This window comes from Raineya sp. (genome assembly GCF_053497555.1).
Genome location: NZ_JBRCWE010000023.1, coordinates 59,224 through 79,149, shown reverse-complemented (window position 1 = coordinate 79,149; position 19,926 = coordinate 59,224). Strand labels below are relative to the sequence as shown.

Annotated in this window: 19 protein-coding genes; 2 read left to right on the top strand and 17 right to left on the bottom strand. The window is 38.1% G+C overall.

The annotated features are described in order from the left end of the window. Positions 1-354 precede the first annotated feature (354 nt). The 5 genes from ACWITO_RS02920 to ACWITO_RS02900 form a co-directional block, all read right to left on the bottom strand. The gene (locus tag ACWITO_RS02920; RefSeq protein WP_448528512.1) at positions 355-1,203 is read right to left on the bottom strand and encodes a universal stress protein; all 849 of its coding nucleotides are present in this window, start codon (positions 1,201-1,203) and stop codon (positions 355-357) included. A 73-nt stretch (positions 1,204-1,276) separates the two neighbouring features. Further along, positions 1,277-3,472 (bottom strand): TonB-dependent receptor, encoded by a 2,196-nt coding sequence (locus tag ACWITO_RS02915; protein ID WP_448528511.1) that lies wholly within the window; start codon positions 3,470-3,472, stop codon positions 1,277-1,279. Between the two features lie 89 nt (positions 3,473-3,561). Continuing rightward, positions 3,562-3,993, bottom strand: a complete 432-nt coding sequence (locus tag ACWITO_RS02910) for a hypothetical protein (protein ID WP_448528510.1) — start codon at positions 3,991-3,993, stop codon at positions 3,562-3,564. A 96-nt stretch (positions 3,994-4,089) separates the two neighbouring features. Beyond that, positions 4,090-4,758, bottom strand: a complete 669-nt coding sequence (locus ACWITO_RS02905; protein ID WP_448528509.1) for a ClpP family protease — start codon at positions 4,756-4,758, stop codon at positions 4,090-4,092. 211 nt (positions 4,759-4,969) lie between these two features. Then, on the bottom strand, positions 4,970-6,196 hold the full coding sequence (locus tag ACWITO_RS02900) for an alanine dehydrogenase (protein WP_448528508.1): 1,227 nt from the start codon (positions 6,194-6,196) through the stop codon (positions 4,970-4,972). A gap of 165 nt (positions 6,197-6,361) precedes the next feature. On the opposite strand from ACWITO_RS02900, the gene ACWITO_RS02895 reads away from it, so the two are divergent. Next, positions 6,362-7,525, top strand: coding sequence for a LysM peptidoglycan-binding domain-containing protein (locus tag ACWITO_RS02895; protein ID WP_448528507.1), 1,164 nt, complete (start codon positions 6,362-6,364; stop codon positions 7,523-7,525). 170 nt (positions 7,526-7,695) lie between these two features. Continuing rightward, a complete protein-coding gene (locus tag ACWITO_RS02890; RefSeq protein WP_448528506.1) occupies positions 7,696-8,172 on the top strand; it encodes a hypothetical protein in 477 nt (158 codons plus the stop codon). An 86-nt stretch (positions 8,173-8,258) separates the two neighbouring features. On the opposite strand, the gene ACWITO_RS02885 is transcribed toward ACWITO_RS02890, so the two are convergent. The 12 genes from ACWITO_RS02885 to ACWITO_RS02830 form a co-directional block, all read right to left on the bottom strand. Beyond that, positions 8,259-9,638, bottom strand: a complete 1,380-nt coding sequence (locus ACWITO_RS02885; RefSeq protein WP_448528505.1) for an FHA domain-containing protein — start codon at positions 9,636-9,638, stop codon at positions 8,259-8,261. Positions 9,639-9,655: 17 nt separating this feature from the next. Next, positions 9,656-10,138, bottom strand: coding sequence for an NADH-quinone oxidoreductase subunit J family protein (locus ACWITO_RS02880; protein ID WP_448528504.1), 483 nt, complete (start codon positions 10,136-10,138; stop codon positions 9,656-9,658). A 21-nt stretch (positions 10,139-10,159) separates the two neighbouring features. Beyond that, positions 10,160-10,732 carry a rhomboid family intramembrane serine protease gene (locus ACWITO_RS02875; protein WP_448528503.1) on the bottom strand — a complete coding sequence of 191 codons (573 nt, stop codon included), beginning with the start codon at positions 10,730-10,732 and terminating at the stop codon, positions 10,160-10,162. A 48-nt stretch (positions 10,733-10,780) separates the two neighbouring features. After that, entirely contained in the window at positions 10,781-11,959 is a 1,179-nt protein-coding gene (locus tag ACWITO_RS02870; protein WP_448528502.1) for a glycosyltransferase family 4 protein, read from the bottom strand. Further along, complete coding sequence (locus tag ACWITO_RS02865; RefSeq protein ID WP_448528501.1) at positions 11,937-12,797, bottom strand: hypothetical protein; 861 nt, start codon at positions 12,795-12,797, stop codon at positions 11,937-11,939. The genes ACWITO_RS02870 and ACWITO_RS02865 overlap by 23 nt, the downstream gene beginning before the upstream one ends. 352 nt (positions 12,798-13,149) lie before the next feature. Then, positions 13,150-14,076 carry a class I SAM-dependent methyltransferase gene (locus ACWITO_RS02860; RefSeq protein ID WP_448528500.1) on the bottom strand — a complete coding sequence of 309 codons (927 nt, stop codon included), beginning with the start codon at positions 14,074-14,076 and terminating at the stop codon, positions 13,150-13,152. After that, positions 14,069-15,331: an oligosaccharide flippase family protein gene (locus ACWITO_RS02855; protein WP_448528499.1), complete on the bottom strand. Its 1,263-nt coding sequence runs from the start codon at positions 15,329-15,331 to the stop codon at positions 14,069-14,071. Before ACWITO_RS02855 ends, ACWITO_RS02860 begins: the two co-directional genes overlap by 8 nt. Positions 15,332-15,407: 76 nt before the next feature. Next, positions 15,408-16,202, bottom strand: a complete 795-nt coding sequence (locus ACWITO_RS02850; RefSeq protein WP_448528498.1) for a DUF3108 domain-containing protein — start codon at positions 16,200-16,202, stop codon at positions 15,408-15,410. A 74-nt stretch (positions 16,203-16,276) separates the two neighbouring features. Next, positions 16,277-16,855, bottom strand: coding sequence for a hypothetical protein (locus ACWITO_RS02845; RefSeq protein WP_448528497.1), 579 nt, complete (start codon positions 16,853-16,855; stop codon positions 16,277-16,279). Further along, on the bottom strand, positions 16,855-17,517 hold the full coding sequence (locus ACWITO_RS02840) for a porin family protein (RefSeq protein WP_448528496.1): 663 nt from the start codon (positions 17,515-17,517) through the stop codon (positions 16,855-16,857). The genes ACWITO_RS02845 and ACWITO_RS02840 overlap by 1 nt, the downstream gene beginning before the upstream one ends. A 7-nt stretch (positions 17,518-17,524) precedes the next feature. Then, positions 17,525-17,959: a GNAT family N-acetyltransferase gene (locus ACWITO_RS02835; protein ID WP_448528495.1), complete on the bottom strand. Its 435-nt coding sequence runs from the start codon at positions 17,957-17,959 to the stop codon at positions 17,525-17,527. A 77-nt stretch (positions 17,960-18,036) separates the two neighbouring features. Beyond that, a complete protein-coding gene (locus tag ACWITO_RS02830; RefSeq protein ID WP_448528494.1) occupies positions 18,037-19,911 on the bottom strand; it encodes an ABC transporter ATP-binding protein in 1,875 nt (624 codons plus the stop codon). Positions 19,912-19,926: the final 15 nt, after the last annotated feature.

The following is a 19,926-nucleotide window of genomic DNA, read 5'->3' as shown; positions in this document are numbered from 1 at the left end:
TAATAGTTTGATAATCAAAATCTTACTTGTAAAAAAATGCAAAAAAATTTGCAAGAAAATTAAGCAAAATAACAAAAAACTTGTGATATACGCACACAGACGTAGCAAGCGATGATGTCGCTTAGAGCGACATCATCGCTCTAAACCCGATAATACATCTTAAAAATTCATCTTTTGAGAAGGAAATTTCTATTGTTACACTTTGGTTTTTCTCTAAACAGACTTTTTAAGGGACGACTAAGTAGGCTTTGGATTGAGCGTATTGAGGTTGCTTGTAGCGACTTCATCACTTGCCAACAAACAAAAAACTCACAGGTTGAAGTCTGTGAGTTTTTTCTTGACAAGAATGAAGCGTTAATTCGGTTGATACGAAATAACAGGTATGCCCGTATGGGTAGCTACTTCTTCGGCTACTTGGGTGCGGCGATGCCATAAGCGTTCCCATAAGCCTCTATAAAAGTCTGTACCCACAAAGATAAGTCCTGCCCCTTCTTTTTCTGCAAAATGAATAATGCCGTGAGCAGGGTCTATATCGGTATAAATAGCTATTTCGTAGTTTTTGATATGGTTATGCACTGCAAAATCTTTCAAAGCCTCTTCAATATCTTTGTGGCTCATCGTAAAATTAGGGTGATTAACTTTGAGAAGCGTAATTTTTGCTCCTGTAATTTCCTGCCAATCATTTAGCTCTCGGATTACTTTTTCGGGCTCTTCGCCAAATTCAGAAGCAAAAACAATATGCTTGATATTATCCAGTTTCACATCTCCCTCTACAACAATAACAGGGTGCTTACTATTGCGAATAATTTTATGCGAATTGCTTCCCAAATGTTTTTTATCCAGCTTGCTATGCCCACGCGTACCTACCACAATCAAATCTACATCATCACCTGCAATTTTTTCTTCTACACTGGCATATACCGTACCCACGCTCACAAACATTTCTATTTCTACACCTGTATCTTGGTACTGAGCTGTTACCTCTGCCATTTTTTTATGAGCGGCAATATCCATTAGGTTCATCATCATTTTCTCTTCGGGCGAAGGCTGAGCATTTCCATACATACGGGTATCCTGAAAACCCTCTATGATATGGTGTAACATAATTTTTGCCCCAACTTTTTTAGCCAGTTGAACAGCAAAGTCTAAACCTTTAAGCGAACTTTCTGAAAAATCGGTAGGAACAACAATTTTGGGCTTCATACGAGTAAGTTTTTAGTTTTCTGTAAATTAAGTAAAATACTTTGATTTTCGCAAATGATTTTCATTAGAAAAATTACTGATTTTGGGTAGAACCGCTCAAATGTACTCTCAAACCTGTATAAATCATCTGTCCGAAGATAGGTCCCCAGACCATCGTAGCATCAAAATGTGGGCTTTGGGGATTATCAGCAGAAATTATTGGGTTTTCTTGTACAAAACCTAAAAGATTTTCGCCTCCTACGTACCACTCCCAAGTATTCCACTTTTTTGTAATTTGTGCATTAAGCAAACCAAAAGCAGGCGAATATTGCGTTTCGCCAGTTTCCAAAGGGTTGTGCGAAACAGGCAAACGCTGTCTGCCTTGCCATTTGAGCGTTGCATCAAACTGCAAACCGCTACGACGTGTTTCATACGAAGCATTTACAAAAAAGCGATGCCTACTCACATACGGACGCTCTTGCAAACTGCCTGCAAGTGTAGTTTGTACATCGTAATATTTGTAAGCAACTTTGGTTTCCAAACCTGCCAAAAGTCGCATAGCCAACTCCGTTTGAAAGCTACGAGCAAAGGATTTGCCTTGCAAATTGGTAAAATGGAGTTCCGTAGCGTTTCTATCCATATCTACCACCAACTGGTTTTGAAAAATTGTTTGGAAAAAGTCCGTAGTCCAATCAATTTTTTTGCCCATTCCCCATTTCCAAGATTTTTGTAAGCTAATGCCATAGTTCCACGAAATTTCGGGTTTTAAGTTATTTTCGGCAAAAATAGAGCGATTATTTACCAAGAAACCCCAATTTTCGGCAATGGGATTAGGAACACGGAAACCTCTACCCGCCGAAAGTCTTGCAATAGTGTTTGGGGCAAACTCATATCTGAAATGCAAGCGAGGCGTGTAAATCCAACCAAACAGGTTGTGTTTATCCAAACGATTGCCTACCACAAGCGTAAACTTTTCAGGGGAATTGTACGTGTATTCGGCAAAAACACCCAAAATGTTCTCTCTGCGAGTAAATACAGAATCTCTGAAACTTTCTTGGTAGTCGTCTATGATATGGGTGATACCTGTTTTGTAGTTGTGTTGGGTATTGCTGATGATATTGTTGTAAATAATTTGGTTATAGAGTGTTTTTTGAGTTCCTTTGTAAAGATTTTTACCCAAAAAGCCTTCTTGGTTGTGCCAAATCGCTGATGAAATCCAACCTATGCCTTTGTAAGGGGTTTTGGGATAGAGCATAGCATTTTTGGCAAAAAATTCGGCTCTTTGTGTAAGTGTTTGCGTGCCGTAGGCATTGGGCAATGGATTTTTACTCCAAAAATTACTCTGCCCCCCCTGACGATTATCGTAAAGAAATTTTACCCCAAATTGCCCGCTCCAACGTTCAGTTTGCTTCTTGAAACGATTGATAACGTTGTACTGCGTAAAGAGTGGCAGGTCTAAAAATCCGTCTCGGTTGGTATCAATATGTCTTTGCAGTGTACTGGCGTGTGCCAAAACGTTTCCTTGCCACTTACTGGCAAGTTTATATCGCATTACAGCATTGCCTTCTATTCTGCCAAAGTGGTTGAGGTAAGCGTTCAGAATAGCTTTTTCTTGCATATCAGGTTTGAGCAGTTCTACATTGATTTGCCCCGTCATTGATTCGTAGCCGTTCAAAACGCTTCCTGCCCCTTTGATAAGGTCAATGCTTTGCACCCAAGTACCAGGAACGAAATTTAATCCGTAGGTACTTGCCAAACCTCGTAAAAAAGGCAAGTTTTCGGCGTTGATGAGTACATAAGTGCCATCAAGCCCCAGCATACGAATTTGTTTTGCCCCCGTAACAGCATCAGGATAACTCACATCTACCGAGGCATTGGTTTCAAAACTTTCAGAAAGATTGCAACAGGCGGCTTTGGTAAGTTCTTTACGAGTAATTACTTCGTTGAGCATTGGGCTTTCTCTATCTACAAAATGGCTTTCAGCTTTTACCTCTACGGCTTGAATGATTTGCTCTTCAGCTTTGAGCGTAATACTTACAAAGTCTTGTTTTTCAATGGTGAGCGTATCGCTCAAAAAGCCCACTGCTGTGATTACCAAACGATTGGTTTCTGCTGTTTTTTCTAAATGGAATTTGCCATTTTCGTCAGAAACAGTGCCTTTGCTTGTTCCAAGCCAAAAAATATTCGCTCCTACAATTGCTTTTTTTTGGGTATCTTGCAGAGTTCCGTGTAAATGTTGTGCTTGTAAATGCCCCCATACACACAAGAAAATAAAAACAGTGCGTTTCATAAGTATCTGATATTTAGGTTGAAAAAGAGAAATAAGGAAGTGTTTTGCAAAGCAGTTGCTTGCAAAAAATAACAGAAAAGTACCCCAACCTATATCAGATAGCTACCAAAAAAGGGTAGTAGATTTTTTCCATACCGCTTGGGCGGCGGTGGATTGGCAAATTGGATTGGTAAAAGTAAATTTTCGGAAGGATAAACAAGAAAAATTGCTTCAAAAGTAAAAAGTAAAGGCTGATGTGCTACAAAATCAAAGGTAAATGCAAATTCCAAAGAAAAATCAGCACTTAGCTTGTAAAGTTTGGCAGTTTCTACGCAACAAGCTGAATTTTGTAAAGTATGGCAGGTTTTGTCTGTTGGAGTATTTTGATGAACACTGCAACAGATATTTTCGGGCTTGGCGAAAATAAAAGTTTTTTCTCCTTTCAGTTTGCAGGAATGTTTGAAAACAGCAATGCCTGTTTGTGCTAAAAGAAATGCACTCAACAAAACTAATGATGCTATGGAAAGAAAAAAGCGAGGCATTGCGTATTTTTTCTCTACAAAACGAAAAATATTCTTTTTTAGTTCATCAAAAAAAACAAGGACTTGGCTTTTGAGCTAAGTCCTTGGCGGCGGATATTATTTTCTCACTAAAACTTCATCTATCAAACCATATTCAAGGGCTTCTTCGGCTTTCATCCAATAATCTCTATCCGAATCTTTGGCTATTTGCTCTACCGATTTGCCTGTATGTACCGAAAGAATTTCGTACAATTCATCACGCAATTCAAGGATATGTCTTGCACTGATTTCAATATCCGAGGCTTTTCCACCTGCCCCACCCAAAGGTTGGTGTATCATCACACGCGAATGTTTCAGAGCGGTTCTTTTACCTTTCGAGCCACCTGATAGCAATACTGCACCCATTGAGGCGGCAAGTCCTGTACAAATGGTAGCAACATCAGGTCTTACGTATTGCATAGTATCGTAAATGCCCAAACCCGCATATACCGAACCACCAGGGCTATTGATATAAAGCAAAACATCTTTTTTAGCATCAACCGATTCCAAGAAAAGCAGTTGAGCCACAACTATATTGGCTACGTAATCATCAATCGGAACACCCAAGAAAATAATTCTATCCATCATCAGACGCGAAAAAACGTCCATTGCAATCGCATTCATACGGCGTTCCTCAATGATATTAGGGGTAAGATTGGTTACAGTATCCACATAATCATCAAAAACTAAGCTATTGATATTGAGGTGCTTGGTTGCAAATTTTCGGAATTCATCTTTGGAAAACATAACGCGTAAGGTTTTATTTTGTATAAATTAACTATTTTCGTTCAAAAATTCGGCGTTTGGAGTTTAAGAGTTTTAGGAGTTTATTTTTTGTATCTACCACCAATTGTCTAAATTCCTGCTCCTACTTCTTGTTTCCTGTTTCTCTACCGCCAATAAGACCTAAACATTACAGATAAAGCCTTTGAAGGCTTAAACTTTCCAACTTCAAACCTTAAAATCCTGCCAAAAGCAGGGCAATATCATTAAAGGGCATTTCTAACTTTCTGCCTACGGCGGCATTGGTGATTTTTCCTCTGTACGCATAAACGCCTTTGGTTGCCCATTTGTTGGCAAGCATCATCTTTTCAAAACCACCTGCGGAAGCCGCTTTCAGTAGTAAAGGTACAAAAATATTGCTCAGTGCAATGCTGGACGTATGAGCTACCCTGGAAGCGATATTAGGCACGCAATAATGAATTACACCGTGCTTTTTGAATACAGGGTTCTGATGTGTAGCTATTTCGGAAGTTTCAAAACAGCCCCCTTGGTCTATGGTAACATCAATAATAACAGAGTTAGGCTTCATCTGAGCGACCATCTCCTCGGTAACTACGCACTGCGGACGCCCATCTTCGGGACGCAAAGCCCCAATAGCTACATCAGTACGGCTCAGAGCCTCTGCCAAAATATACGGATTCAGTGTAGAAGTATAGACCTGATGCCCCAGCGTATATTTGAGCCTACGTAATTTGTAAAGGTGATTGTCAAAAATTTTAATTTCCGCTCCCAAGCCCAAAGCAGTACGTGCCGCATATTCGGCTACGGTGCCTGCCCCAATAATAACCACTTTGGTTGGTGGCACGCCTGTAATGCCCCCTAAAAGCACTCCTCTGCCCTTATGTACCGAACTCAAATATTCGGAAGCTATCAGCATTACGGTACTACCCGCAATTTCGCTCATCGCCCTTACTACGGGCATACCTCCTGATTTATCTTGTATGTACTCGTAGGCAATGCCTGTGATACGTTTTTTATTAAGCTCTTGAATAAATTCTCGGGAAATTTTTGCCATTGGCAAGGTGGAAATAAGTGTTTTGCCCGGCTTTATCATTTCCAATTCCTCTAAAGTAGGTGTTTCTATTTTCAAAATCACTTCCGAAGCATATACTCTTTCTTTGTTGTATTCAATTTTAGCACCAGCCTCGCCGTACTCTCTGTCGTAAAAATGGGCATTTTCACCTGCTCCGCTTTCAATAACTACTTCGTGTCCGTTGGCAACTAGTACTGCAACCCCCTCGGGTGTGAGAGGAATACGATTTTCAAAGGCATAACTTTCCTTCGGAATACCAATGGTGAAAGTATGTTCTTGCTTTTCTACCTCGGCAAGTTGCTCTTGTGGATAAAAAAAATGCTCTTGAGCTAATTGCTCAAACTCAAAAGATTTGAGTTGCTTGCTCATACACCTGCTTTTTCAAAAAATATTCACAAAGCTACAATTTTATTTTGTAAAAAGCAATTTCAAAATTGAGAAAAAAATTTGCGTAATTCGGGCAAAATACAGATATTTAGGCAAAATTTGCGTTTCTATCCAAAAATTCAATCGTCATTCCTAAAAAATTTTGTTATGAAACTTACATCAATGTTTTTTTTGGTTGCTTTTGCTCTAATTCAAACCCTTTCTGCTATTCCTTTGGATTCGCTTCGCTTGGAAATTGATAAAAATAAGAAAAAGGCTTGGATTATTCACAAAGTAGAAGCGAAAGAAACGCTTTTTGGGCTAGCTCGCCGCTACAAAACCACTGCCGATGAAATTATCAAAGAAAATCCACAAGCTAAAAATTTACGAATTGGCGATATTTTACGCATTCCTTACAAAGATTTTGAAAGCCAAGCCGTGCTCACTGCCCCCAAAGATAAAAAAAATAGCGAGGCTAAAACGCTCAAACACACCGTAGAAGCCAAAGAGACACTTTACAGCATTGCTCGCAAATACAATGTTTCGGTAAAAGATTTGCAAGCGTGGAACAAACTGGAAAACAATGAAATAAAAATCGGTCAGGAACTTTGGATTTCTGCCCCAACACAAGAGAATAAAGAGGTGAAAGTGCAGGAAAAATCAGAAAAAACTGATAAAACCGAAAAAGTAGAAAAGACTGAAAAAACTGAAATTAAAGAAAAAAATGAGAAGATAGAAAAAACTGAAAACAAAGAAGCCCGAACACAAGTGCAAATGCACGTAGTACAAGAAGACGAAACCCCCTATATTATCGCTAAAAAATACAAAGTAAAACTTACCGAACTATTAGAATGGAATAATCTCAGCCAAGAAAGCCGCTTGCAGATTGGACAAAAACTTGAAATTTATCCTTCGGGCTACAAAAAAGAAAAAATAGAAGCAAAAACCGAAAGAGCCGAAAGAAACCCTTTACAAGAAAACAAAGAAAATAGCGAAAACAAGAACGACTCTGCTGGGGAAGCCGAAATGCCCGAAATTACTCGTCAAACTATCACTATCAGCGGTTATAGCAAAGTGATTGAAAAAGGTATGGCAGTAATAATGGAAGATGAAAAAGCTGGCAACTACACAGGTTTGCACCGCGACGCCCCCATTGGCACAATTGTTGCTATTAAAAACGAAGCCAACGGCGAAAGTGTTTTCGTCAGAATTGTTGGCAAGTTGCCCAGTGCTGGCAATAGCAAAGTGCTTATCAAGGTTTCTAAAAATGTTTTTGAAGCCCTTGGAGCAAAGAAAAATGCCGTGCCTGTGGAAGTTTCGTATATTCCCTAAAATGTAATTACTTAGGAGTAATTTGCTGTGGGAAATAGGAAACAAGAAGCAGGAAACAGGATTTAAAACATTGGATATTTAGACGGAGTAAAACTTTTGCCTCAAACGCTTGAACATTTAAACTTTTGAACGTAAATAATTACCTTAAAACTTAAAACTATCCAAACTTTATGAAAAAAACGCTTTTGGTTGCAATTACTCTTTTGTGGGGTTACAACTTACTTGCTCAAAATAGCCAATGCCCTCTGACGGTGGCTGATATTGAAAGAGCCTTTGGCAGTGGCTTTCAAGCCGAACCCGCTAGCAAATTTGGTGAAGTTACCTCGTGTAGGTTCAAAACAAAGGATTACACCATACAAATCAGCATTCAACCTGCTTATGGAATGCGAATAGCAGATTATCATAGGCAGATGTCGCCTAAAACGGTTACTTGGAAAGCAATCCCTAATGACCCTGATGGGGCGATGATTGAAGACAGGGACCCTACCAAAGACGATTTAGCCTCTGTTCCTGCGGTTGCGTACATTCGCAATGATAAATACGTAAGACTGCAAGTATTGGGCAATTATTATGGTGAGCAAAAACAAATGCTTACCAAACGCGAAGAGATGCGAACCAGACTTGCCAAACTCAAACGCGTGCCTTGAAGGGTTCAAGGTTCAAAAGTTTTAGTTTGATGTTCAAACTCTTGCTTTCTCTGTATCCTATGCAGACATCCCACCCCCACAAAAATTCAATGAGGCAAAGGCAATTTGTGGATATTAAGAGCTAAGTTGATATTCTGCGTAACTCCTGAAGCACCGTGATGAACCATTGTTGCAATTCCTACAACCTCGCCTTGTAAATTGAGTACAGGACCGCCGCTATTTCCCGATGAGATAGCGGCATCAATTTGCAAATAGGTGTCTCCTTCGCTTGCAAAACCTGTGTATTTATCATAGTTTCGCAAACCTGAAACTACTCCCTTGGTTACAGATAGCTCAAAGCCTTGCGGATTGCCAATGACAATAATATCCTCACCCTTACGAGGGTTATTGCTTGCCACAGGCAAACTGGCAACTTCTTGGGCATCAGTTTCAAAGATAACATAATCCAAATCTGCATTACTTTCTACAACACGCTTAACATTGTAGGTTTTGCCATTTTTCAGTTTGATTTGCCACTCGTTGCCCGGCGAAAATACGTGATGATTGCTCACTGCAAGCCCTGAATTGCTGATAAAAAAGCCTGTTCCTGTACTTACCCCCGAGCCATTTTGGTAAGTTGTTACCATAAAAACAGCATTTTCGGAAATTTCAACAAGGTCGGCAACCGAGTTTTTTTCATTCTTTTCTACATTAGGCTTTGTTTGGATAGGCTTTTCTTCCTTATATTCTAAAACGTTTTCTTCTTGGGTCTGGATAGGTGCTTTTTGCTCTTGAGTATTTTGTGGCGTATTATCAGTTTTAGTTTTTTGAGTTCTATTGAGCAAAGCAAATGCTATCAAAGCCACGGCTACAATACCTACTCCTGCAAAAGGCAACCATTTGGGTTTTGCTTTTGTTTCGGTAGATTTGTAGGGGGGTGGCTGGGGTGTTTGTTGCAAAGGATTGATGGCTTGCTTTTGCAAAATATCTGCAATACAGATTTTTGCAGAACCAAACTGAATAAATTCACCACTATTGATAAGTGCCGTTTGTATGCGTTGCCCTTGCCTAAAAGTGCCATTGGTAGAGCCATTATCTACAATTCTCAAATTGCCATTATCATAGACTTCCAAAAAGGCGTGCTGACTGCTTACGGTAGCATCGTTGATAATAAAATCATTGCCATTTGCCCTACCTATGCTAATTTTACGCAACAGATTACCCGAAACATTTGCCTGCTGATAGCCCTTTTGAAAGTAGTTTTGCCAAGGAAGCACTGTATCCCCGATTTTTACAATATCATTGGGTTGCAATTTGCAAGTACGTACAGGCTTGCCATTGACAAATGTACCATTGGTTGAGCCTAAATCTTCTAAAATGTACTCTCCTTGTGTGGTTTTCGTAATTTTTAGATGATTTTTGGAAACCGCACTATCTTGAATAACTATATCATTGTTGCTAGCTCTGCCTATAGTAATAGTTTGCATACATTGTTAGTTTTTTTTTAAGAATGTTTTTTCTTTCCCGCAATACTGCTTGCTCCCACTAATGCAACCAAAAGCAAAATTCCTGCCACCTCAAAAGCTATTAAATATTCTGTAAGGAAAGAAATACCAATTTTTTCAGTAGTGGCTTGCAAAGGGTTTTCTACATCAGCAAATTTGAGAAATAGGGTTTCTTTCATTAAAATTCCTCCCAATGCGAGTGCTATCATTGCGGCAACAAAATTCCTCCGATAATTTACAGGAATACGTGTTTTTTCTTTGTTGCGAGGTGCAAGCATTACCCCCATTATGAGCAAAACCAGAACTCCGCCCACATAAATCATCAGTTGAGCCGTAGCTACAAAATCTGCCCCCAAATACAAATACAAAACCACCAAACAAAGCATTAGCAAAAGCAATGAAAAAACGGCATACACCATATTTCGGGTGAAAATTATCAGCCCCAAAGCAAGTAATAACAAGAATATAGCAAAAAATTGCATAATCTACGAAAATTTATACTCTCACGCAGTATTTGAAGTTTTCTGTTCGTCTTTTTCAAAGTTATGAGTATAAAAACCAAAAACACCGCCCAAAATTCCCCCCAGAATATGTGCAAACTGCGAAACATTGTTTTCCTCAAAACTATTCATTATTTCTTTGCCTAAAAATAACACTACCACCAAAATAAAGGTTACAGGTATTACTTTGGCTTTCATATTTGTAAAAGAAGAAAGCAAAATCATCATAAAAACAATGCCACTGGCACCATACAAACCATTTTTCATAAAAGCTACGTTCAAAATACCCGTAACCAGTGCCGTGATGAAAGACATCAGAGCAAGCATCAGCGTACCATACTTTTCCTCTAAAATGGGTCCGAGTATAAGAATTAAGGAAAAATTACCAAAAAGATGATTCCAGTTGGCGTGCCCAAGAGCGTGAGAAAAGAGCCGAAAATAATCTAATGGATTGCCAAAATCCATACTTGTACCCACAGCAAAAAAACTTTCCGTAAAACTTTGTGGAAAAGCGTGAATAATAGTAGCTATGAGTGTAAAAGTAAGCGTAAAAGGGGCATTGTATGTGATTTTCATAAGCAAAATTTTCTCAAAAATAGAATTTTTGCACTAAATCACAAATTTTTAGGCTACGACATTTTTCTTCTTTTGCAATACGCTTTCATAGATTTGCATTAGCCTTTGATAATTCTTTTCAGGGCTGTAAAGGTTTTCGTAGGTCTTACGAGCATTCGTATAGAAATGAGAAAAGCTATTTTGCTGGAAAAGTTGAATTTTTTGAGCCAAATCTTGGCTATTGCCTGTACGGAAATGCAAACCATTGTGCTGGTCAGTTACAATTTCGTTGAGATTATCTATATCGGAAATAATCACAGGCGTACCCGTAGAGAAGGCTTCTAAAATGGTGAGAGGCATATTTTCATACCAAACCGAAGGGAAAAGCAAAGCTCTACACGCTTTCATTTTGGCAAAAATAAAATCTTGCCCCTGAAAGCCGTGGTAAATGATATTAGGGTTACTGCTGGCATACGCTCTGACAAGATTTTCCTGCTCACCTCCGCCAATAATTTCCAGCTTGAACTCGTAAGTTTTGCTTGCTTCTAAAAGTATTCGGACACCTTTTTCTTGCGAAAGTCTGCCAACAAATAAAAAAAAGTCCTGTCTTTGTTCTGCAGTGGCAAAACCTTTATCGTAGGTAAAATTGGGCTTTATGAATATTTTTTCATTAGGCAGATGCAAAGAAGATTGGATAAGTTTATTTTTAACAAACTCGGTCAGTGTAATGTAAGCATCTACTTTATTTTTCCAAGTGCCAAGCCATTTGTGCAAGCCTGTAACCATTGTAAGTTGAGCAGATTTGATAGCTGAATTTTGAAAGCACTTGTATTGGATACCTGCCAGTGGAAAGGTCTTTTGCGTACAGATTTCACAAACTTTGCCCTCACGCAATAGCAAAGAACCTGCACAAATCAAGCGGAAATTATGAATGGTTTGTACCACCGGAATTTTTTGCCTGTGAGCTTCATACAATACAGCAGGCGAAGCAACATAGAAAAGATTATGCAAGTGAATAATATCAGGCTGAAAAGTTTTAATTTTTTCTCTTACAATTTTTTGAGCCTCCCAATTATAGAGGCTTTTGTAAAAAATTTTCAACTTTTCCAAACCCTGTATAGCCGAATTTTCAAAAAAAAGTTGCTCTACTGAATGATTGTTAGCGAGTAGTAAGTTTTTTTCAGCTTCTACAACCCCATCTTCTCCCCCTTTTTTGGTATATCGGTTATGAATTTGCAGGATTTTCATTGGCAAATTGACGATTGAAAATGCTTTTGGCTACTGCCCCTAAGAAAAACCAGTATAAACCTGAATAGGTAGGGGTTTCCAAGAATGGATTGAACAGCCCTATTACCGAAACAGTGAAAAAAGCAACAAAAAAAAGAACATCACCCTTTTGGGTGTAGTAAATTTTATTTCTATAAAAATCTTTCAAAATGTAGGTGTAGAGCAAGAAAAAAAACAACAAAATACTTACACCGAATCTGGCAAACATAGAAACGTAAGTATTATGAGAGCCTGTGGTATGAGCATCGTGTTTATCATCATAATTACTTTCAGCAGTATCTTTACCTTCTATGTATGGTAAATAAGGCGTGCCAATGCCTTTTCCAAAAATATTTTCGGGAAAGTCCTCTACCAAAAGCCTGTACCAATAGACCATTCGCCAAGAAGTATTATGGTCTATTTGAAGTATCTTGCTATGTTGATATACATAATGCAAATTCCCAAATAAATGATTGCCTTGTGCATTTTCTTTGTATTTGGCAAAATAAGGAGAAAGATACATAAATAATGCCGAAAAACTGATAAGAGCCGCTATAAAAAGCAGGCGAAAATGAGCATACGTAGGTAAAATTAAAACTACCAGGATAATAATGCTCAGAATAATCCCCGTTAGAGAGTCAAAAAAATAAGCATAGAGAATATTGACTACAAACAAAATCCAGTAGCTAATTTTTCTGAAAGCAAAAGGAAAAAAAGCAGAAACAGAATATCTATCTAATACCCTACCAAAATAATGAGGGTGGTCCGTCGGGATAAATAAAAGGTAAAAACCTATCAGTAATTTTCTTAATTTCTGCATCAGCCTTCTAAAATCCTCTAACCAATAAAAGCCCAGAAAGAAAATAAACGATGAATAAAAAATTGAAAAATGGCGAAAATAAAAGTACCACTCCGTTTTTAGAGGCAAAGACACTATTGCATAAATCAGAAATATAGCCCAATATGCTAAAAGCAAGCGTATCAAATAGCTTTTAGGAAATACTAACTTTAAGTTTTTTTTCAAAGAAGCGAAAACAAAAACTCCGAAACCAAACAAAGAAAGAATTTCGTTGAAGTAGAAGTTTCTTTCAAAATAAGTATTATTTAACCCGTACAGCAAAAATAGCAAAATGATTGCGTACCTTATATGCTGAATTTTTAGACGCATATTACTATTTCTGATAAACTGCAACAACCGAAACCCCTTTTATCTTATCAAAATTTTTCAGCTTAGTAAAAATTTTACTATACACCCATACTCCTACATACAAAATGTTGCTAATGAATGAATTATCTAAACTTTTTCGCGAAAGCCCAAAGATTTTCCTTAAAGAGTCAAATAATTTAACCTTTATGTAAAATTCCTTATGAATAGGCTGAATAGGCTCGTAAATTATGTTTTCTAATTTTATTTGAAAAATTTGAGCTATTTCTCTTAAAGTCCTATCAGGATAGCGTGACGCGTGATGAGGGGGCATATTCAGATACAAGTTTATAGCTTGTTTCATAAAACTATCCTCAGCGGGTACTGCCAAAATCATTTTGCCGCCTTTTTTCAAACATTTTAAGGCATCTTGCAGAAACTCTCTTGGGCTTTCAACGTGTTCAAGTACCTGAAAAAAGCATACCACATCATATTTCCCTTCGTTTTGCAAAGCGTGCTCGTGTAAAAATTCTTTTTTTACATTCAAGCCTTTACTTTGAGCAATCTGTATGGCTTTATCATTAAACTCTAAACCTGTATAGCTTTTGGGTTTGATAAAATTTGTAAAAAAACCTGCTCCGCAGCCAACCTCCAAAACATCATCATTTTCGGAAATATATTTACAGGCTTCCAGATAGTCAGATTTTTCTTCAAGATAATAACCCTCATAATTCTGCAAGTCTTCATAAAACTTGCCATCGCCTAAAATTATTGGATTGTAAAATAAAAGCCCGCAATCAGCACATTCGCACAAATCAATTTTTTCCTGCTTAAAAAAATGGCTAACTTCTACCTTCGCTCTTTTTTTGTATAAATCTGTAAGAATACGAGTATCCAGTTGCTCTAATGCTTTTACATTGGAACTTTTACACAAAATACATTCTAATTTAGTCATTTTGGTTGTAATTTTTAGCGAAAAAAACGTAAAATCCCGACAAAAATAGGAAAAATAATTCAGTAAGCAATAAGGTTATGGCTGTTCCTTTTGCCCCAAGCAAAGGAATAGAATATAAATTTAGCCCCATATTGAAAAGCACAACAGCAAGTAATATCAGGGTAAAAGTTTTGGAACTATAAAAAACAAGTATCTTTTGGCTCAGTGGAACACTCAACGCATAAACCAAAATAGAAAATGATAGTATCTGCAAAATTTCTGCGGCTTGCAGGTTCATTTTTCCTGTAAATAAACCAATGATTTTATCTGCTTCCCAATAAAGTATCGCACTGGCAGAGCCAAAAAAAATGAATATACCCAACGTGAGTTTTTGTAAAAACTTATCTGCAAGTTGTTCATTTTGCTGTTTGAGCAGAAATACCTTTGGATATGCCATCTGATAAATAACCCCTGCTACTACTCTAAAAATCATATAAATTTTTTCTGCATAACTATAATTATCCAGCTCACTCCCCTGAACAAAAAAACCTAATATTACAATATTTTGTGTGATGAATAAAAAGTGTAAAAAATTGGTAGCAAATATAAAAAAGCCATTTTTTAGTTCATTCCAAAGGTTTTTCAATGAAAACACCAAAAAGTTTCTTATTGGGAAAATTATTTTACCCAAAGCCCCTCCATATACAAATACCCACACTATACCTTGCCAAAAAGTAACCCACAAATAATCTTTCTGCGATTTGATAAACAAGTAGATTGCTACCAAATAGCAAAGATTGACAAGTAAAGTGTATATCGCAAACGCTTTCAATTTGCCCAAGCCCTGATATAGCCAAGCAGGCATAAGCACCTGCCCCCACAACAGAAGCAAAGAAAAGAAATGTAATAATTGGTTTTCTGCAAGCGTAGGCTCTACCATAATAATTACTATTGCTACCACAAAGCAACACAGCCCTAATACCATTTTGCTCAAAAGAACATTACTTGTGATTTTACCTATTTCTGCAAAATTATTCGCGGATAGAGCCAAATCGCGAGGGGCTGTTAGTGAAAAACCATATTCAGCAAAGGGAAAAAATAGACTTACAAAGCCTATGGAAAAAGAAATAAGCCCAAACTGACCTTCTCCTAAGGTTCGGATAAGATAAGGGGCAATCAGCAAGTAAGGTACAACAAAGCTAATACCTCGGATAAAAATACCTATAAGTGTATTAGCGATAAATTCGTTCTGTAATATTTTCTTTACTTTCTGCAAGTTCAATAAAATTAGCCCACAAAATTATCAAAAATTTTGTGGGCTTCTACATTACAAGAAAATGTTTTGAAAAATCTTACTTTCTAAACACCAGTGGGTGTCGCATATTTTGATGTTTTTGCAGTTCGGCTTCTACTTGTCCTACAAGCATATCGGCTTGTATGCGTATGGGTATGCGATTTTTATCGGCAGAAATAAATACCTTAATCGGTCTTTTACCTCTGAAAAGCTGATTTTCGGGCATAATTGGCGAAAGCACATAGCAATCCATTTTGCCAAGCAAACATTTAGCTTCCTGCTTGCCCAAAAATTCTACCTTCAAATCGTAAATATCGGTTTCCAGCGTGCCGTGAATGCTTAAAATTTCTCCATCCTTGTACTTTTCAAAAGGCAAAGTACGCAGAAAGTAAAAACCACTCACCAAATCTTGCACATATTCGGGAATACCAAATTTTCTTTGTCCCTTTTCATCTTTAATTTCGGCAGTTTTCTGTAAAGTATTAAACCATACGGTTTCTTCTTTATGATAATCGCCTTCGTTGATGTTTCTGTAAAACTTATGTGGGTGAATAGAGGCGGTATCAATATAAGAACGCCAAAAATCACGAATTTTGGTTACTCCTTCCAAAGTGCCAATGCTTCTACCATACACATCTACCTTGTAGCAAGGGCGGTTATTCACCGAGTAGAGTTTATTATCCATATCTATTGTGCCTATACCCGCATTGAAAGGACCCAAATGAACCAAATATTCCAAATGTTCGCCTCTTTGGAAATATTCTTGCCGAATGATACGATAATTTTCAGGCTCATTCATTGCAAAAAGCAAAGGAGCCGAAGCAAGCAAGGAAGTAAGTACAAACTTTTTCATAGCAAAGTGTTTTGCTGGTAGTATTTCAAAATCTGTACCAAAGTAAGACAAAAATAATAATTTTCCCGAAAAAATCAAATCCAAATCAAGCCTTCTTGTGGATTTCCAAAGCACTCTGCCACTCCTTGCTGATAGCGAAAAGCACTACAAAACGCTAAAACGGCATCTACCTGATGCCAACTTTCTAAAACGGGCAAAGCAAAAGGTAATTCTTGCTGAATACGCTCCGAAACTTGCTTTATGGCTTGTAAATCTTGCTTATAGTTTAGTTCATAAAGTTTCCATTTCTGAGCCAATACAGCGGGATATACTTCTAAAACAATAGGGGTATATTGTTGAAAAATCTGAAATTTGAGTTGCATAGCTCGGGCTGTCAGACCGCCAAGAAAAAGCGGCGACATAGCTTTGAGTATTTTATCGGCTTTTCTGTAAAAAAAATCAGGCTCGGCTTCGGTGTCTGAATAAATTTTAGGCAGAGAAAGAGGAGCATCAATCGCTATGATTTGTGGTGTATGCTTGGCTATCCATTTTTGCAAAAAAATATCAGCGTCTTGCTTTTTTTGTGTCTGCAAAACGCTGATATGGTTATTTTCTACCCAAGCGATAGCCGTAGTTCCTGCGAGTTTTGCTCCAAAATCAAGCCCTACAAGCATCAACGATTTCTATGAGTACGGCGATACATATTGATAGAGGACAAATTGAAGCCCACCATACCCTGCAAAGCAAAGATATTGGCACTTACTCCGCTTGCAATAGGTGTGATATTATATTCGGCACGAAGAGCAAAATTCAAACCCGAAGGTAGCTCGTAACCCAAACCCGCTACAGCCCCCAAAGCTACTCGGCTGGGCTTTTTGTCAATAATTTTTTCAATTTCACCATATTCATTTTCTAAACGTCTTCTGGCTAACAGCAGATACCCCACCTGCGGACCTACAAACATATGCAAGCCCTGCTCGGCATCACCTAATTGCAACAAAGGGGTAAAGTCTAAATAATTGAAATCGTAGCGATATACTTTGGCATCAATGTATTGATAAATTGCCTTCTGATTGGCAAAACCTTTGGCAGAAAAGCCTAATTCGGGGCGAAAAAATAAATGTTCGCTCAAAGGCATACGAGTATAAAAACCTACATTGAAGCCTATTTTGGGTTGTGTGGCAATTTCATTGTTATCTTTATCAAGTGTATGAAATAAATTTTTATCGCCTCCCAAGACCATAGACGCATTGGGACCTACTCTTATGCCGTAGTCTTGCCCAAATACTGCAAATGCCAAAAAAGATAGTAAAGGAATAAAAAAGAGCTTTTTCATAAAAGTTTTATATTTTAAGTTTCATTGCATAATGCCAAATTTCACATTCTTGGAACTTTTCTCCAAATTTTTCAAATCCAAATTTTTCATAAAACCCTACCACCTGCACTTGGGCGTGCAAATATATCATTTTTTCCGCAGAATTACTATCATTTTTTACATCTTGCAAAACTTTTTCTACAATAGCTTTGCCAACCTTCTGCCTGCGATAAGGAGCAAGCACTGCAAAACGCTCTAATTTGATGCCTTTTTCCGTAAAACGCCACCGAGCAGTACCGCAAGGCTCTCCATTGCAAAGAGCCAAAAAATGTTTGCTTTCGTTTTCGTGATTGTCGTACTCTTCTTGGGCAGGCACATTTTGCTCCTTTACAAATACCTCTCTGCGGATAGCAAAGGCTTTCTCTAAATCTTCTTGGTTTTGTATTTTTCTAACTTCAATCATTGAGGCTATCAAAATATTTTGAACGTAACTCTATTTTTAGGTTCAAAGTTTCAAACTCTGCAAAGTTTCTCAACAACTTAAGTACCGACTTGTTTGCTTTGCCAACGAGCCAAGCGTGCTTCTTTACGGCGAGCTTGTATTTTACGAATTTCCTCTGTATCGCTTTCGGGAATAGAGCTGATAAGTCTTTTGGTGTAGGGCTGTTGAGGGCTGTTGTAAATATCTTCCGAATAGCCAATTTCCTCAATTTTACCTTTGTTCATTACCAAAATCCTATCTGCCATAAAACGCACTACCGAGAGGTCGTGTGAAATGAAAATGTAGGTAAGATGATATTTTTCTTTCAATTCGTTCAGCAGATTAAGCACTTGTGCTTGTACCGAAACATCAAGAGCCGAAACCGACTCATCACAAACTATAAATTTAGGCTCTACTGCCAATGCTCTTGCAATAGCAATACGCTGGCGTTGCCCCCCCGAAAATTCGTGAGGATAATGATTGAAGTGCGATGCTTTCAGGCTCACGGTTTCAAGCAACTCTATCACTTTTTCTTTACGTTCTTTATCATCTTTACCAATGCCAAAAAGCCGCATAGGCTCCATTATAGCCATACCTACGGGCATACGTGGGTTGAGCGAAGAATAAGGGTCTTGGAAAATAATTTGCATATCCTTTCGCAATTGCCTTACTTCGTCAGGTTTGAGGGCAAAAATGTTTTTCCCCTCAAAAATCACTTCGCCTTCCGTAGGCGGAATGAGATGTAAAATCATTCGCCCCAAAGTAGTTTTGCCACAGCCCGATTCGCCCACAAGCCCCAAGGTTTCTCCCTGATACACATTAAAGCTGACATCATCAACTGCTTTCTTATACTCTAAGACTTCTTTTTTGAATATGCCTTTGGTTTTTACAGGAAAATATTTTTTTAAGTTCCTCACCTCCAAAATAGGCTTACTTTGCAAAGAAATTTCTTTTTTTCGCTCAATGATGTCCTCCTCTATTTCTACGTTCATCACAAGAGCCTCCCCTACTGAGCCCAATCTGTTTTTTTCAATAATCTCTCCTGTGGGCAAAACTTCCATAAAGTCGGCAACCACAGGTAAAACTCTCATTTTCATATTAGAGCGAGGTCGGCAGGCAAGTAAGCCTTTGGTATAGGGGTGTTTGGGATTATAGAAAAGTTCCCAAGTATCATTTTTTTCCAAAATATTTCCTCTATACATCACCAGCACTCTATCGGCAATTTCTGCAATTACCCCCAAATCGTGAGTAATGAACATTACCGACATTTCCGAGTCATTGCTCAATTCTTGAATAAGTTTCAAAACTTCTGCCTGCACTGTTACATCAAGGGCTGTGGTTGGTTCATCGGCAATCAGTAAAGCAGGCTCACAAGAAAGAGCCATCGCAATCATTACACGCTGTTTTTGCCCACCTGAAATCTCGTGAGGATAGGCTTTGAAAATGCGTTCGGGTTCTGGAAGTTTTACTTTTTCAAACAAACTGATAGCCCTTTTTTTAGCTTCTTCGCGAGAAACTTCTTGGTGCAACAAAATAGTTTCTACGACCTGCTCTCCACAAGTAAAAACAGGATTGAGCGAAGTCATTGGCTCTTGAAAAATCATAGCTATTTCGTTGCCCCGGATATCTTTTCGCATTTGGGCTTCGGTAAGTTCCAAAAGATTTATCTTACCATATTTAGGCGAATTGAAAATAATTTCACCACTTGTAATTTTCCCGATTCCTTCCTGAATGAGCCTAAGCACCGCCAAAGATGATACCGACTTCCCCGAACCCGACTCTCCTACTATTCCCAAAGTTTCTCCTTTGTACACAGTAAAATTTACGTCCTTTACAGCTTGTATTACCCCTTTGGAAGTTGTAAAAGTGATACTAAGATTTTTTACCTCCAAAAGTGGTTCAGGCTGGTAATGTGCATTTTCTTTTGCTCCCATAAAATCAAATCAGTT

What these genes read in the sequence shown, in the direction of transcription:
- ACWITO_RS02875 (WP_448528503.1), bottom strand. Translation starts at nt 10,732, where the DNA reads ATGAAAATCACATACAATGCCCCTTTTACGCTTACTTTTACACTCATA.
- ACWITO_RS02910 (WP_448528510.1), bottom strand. Translation starts at nt 3,993, where the DNA reads ATGCCTCGCTTTTTTCTTTCCATAGCATCATTAGTTTTGTTGAGTGCA.
- ACWITO_RS02900 (WP_448528508.1), bottom strand. Translation starts at nt 6,196, where the DNA reads ATGAGCAAGCAACTCAAATCTTTTGAGTTTGAGCAATTAGCTCAAGAG.
- ACWITO_RS02890 (WP_448528506.1), top strand. Translation starts at nt 7,696, where the DNA reads ATGAAAAAAACGCTTTTGGTTGCAATTACTCTTTTGTGGGGTTACAAC.
- ACWITO_RS02915 (WP_448528511.1), bottom strand. Translation starts at nt 3,472, where the DNA reads ATGAAACGCACTGTTTTTATTTTCTTGTGTGTATGGGGGCATTTACAA.
- ACWITO_RS02885 (WP_448528505.1), bottom strand. Translation starts at nt 9,638, where the DNA reads ATGCAAACTATTACTATAGGCAGAGCTAGCAACAATGATATAGTTATT.
- ACWITO_RS02835 (WP_448528495.1), bottom strand. Translation starts at nt 17,959, where the DNA reads ATGATTGAAGTTAGAAAAATACAAAACCAAGAAGATTTAGAGAAAGCC.
- ACWITO_RS02880 (WP_448528504.1), bottom strand. Translation starts at nt 10,138, where the DNA reads ATGCAATTTTTTGCTATATTCTTGTTATTACTTGCTTTGGGGCTGATA.
- ACWITO_RS02905 (WP_448528509.1), bottom strand. Translation starts at nt 4,758, where the DNA reads ATGTTTTCCAAAGATGAATTCCGAAAATTTGCAACCAAGCACCTCAAT.
- ACWITO_RS02860 (WP_448528500.1), bottom strand. Translation starts at nt 14,076, where the DNA reads ATGACTAAATTAGAATGTATTTTGTGTAAAAGTTCCAATGTAAAAGCA.
- ACWITO_RS02840 (WP_448528496.1), bottom strand. Translation starts at nt 17,517, where the DNA reads ATGAAAAAGCTCTTTTTTATTCCTTTACTATCTTTTTTGGCATTTGCA.
- ACWITO_RS02895 (WP_448528507.1), top strand. Translation starts at nt 6,362, where the DNA reads ATGAAACTTACATCAATGTTTTTTTTGGTTGCTTTTGCTCTAATTCAA.
- ACWITO_RS02850 (WP_448528498.1), bottom strand. Translation starts at nt 16,202, where the DNA reads ATGAAAAAGTTTGTACTTACTTCCTTGCTTGCTTCGGCTCCTTTGCTT.
- ACWITO_RS02865 (WP_448528501.1), bottom strand. Translation starts at nt 12,797, where the DNA reads ATGCAGAAATTAAGAAAATTACTGATAGGTTTTTACCTTTTATTTATC.
- ACWITO_RS02870 (WP_448528502.1), bottom strand. Translation starts at nt 11,959, where the DNA reads ATGAAAATCCTGCAAATTCATAACCGATATACCAAAAAAGGGGGAGAA.
- ACWITO_RS02920 (WP_448528512.1), bottom strand. Translation starts at nt 1,203, where the DNA reads ATGAAGCCCAAAATTGTTGTTCCTACCGATTTTTCAGAAAGTTCGCTT.
- ACWITO_RS02830 (WP_448528494.1), bottom strand. Translation starts at nt 19,911, where the DNA reads ATGGGAGCAAAAGAAAATGCACATTACCAGCCTGAACCACTTTTGGAG.
- ACWITO_RS02845 (WP_448528497.1), bottom strand. Translation starts at nt 16,855, where the DNA reads ATGCTTGTAGGGCTTGATTTTGGAGCAAAACTCGCAGGAACTACGGCT.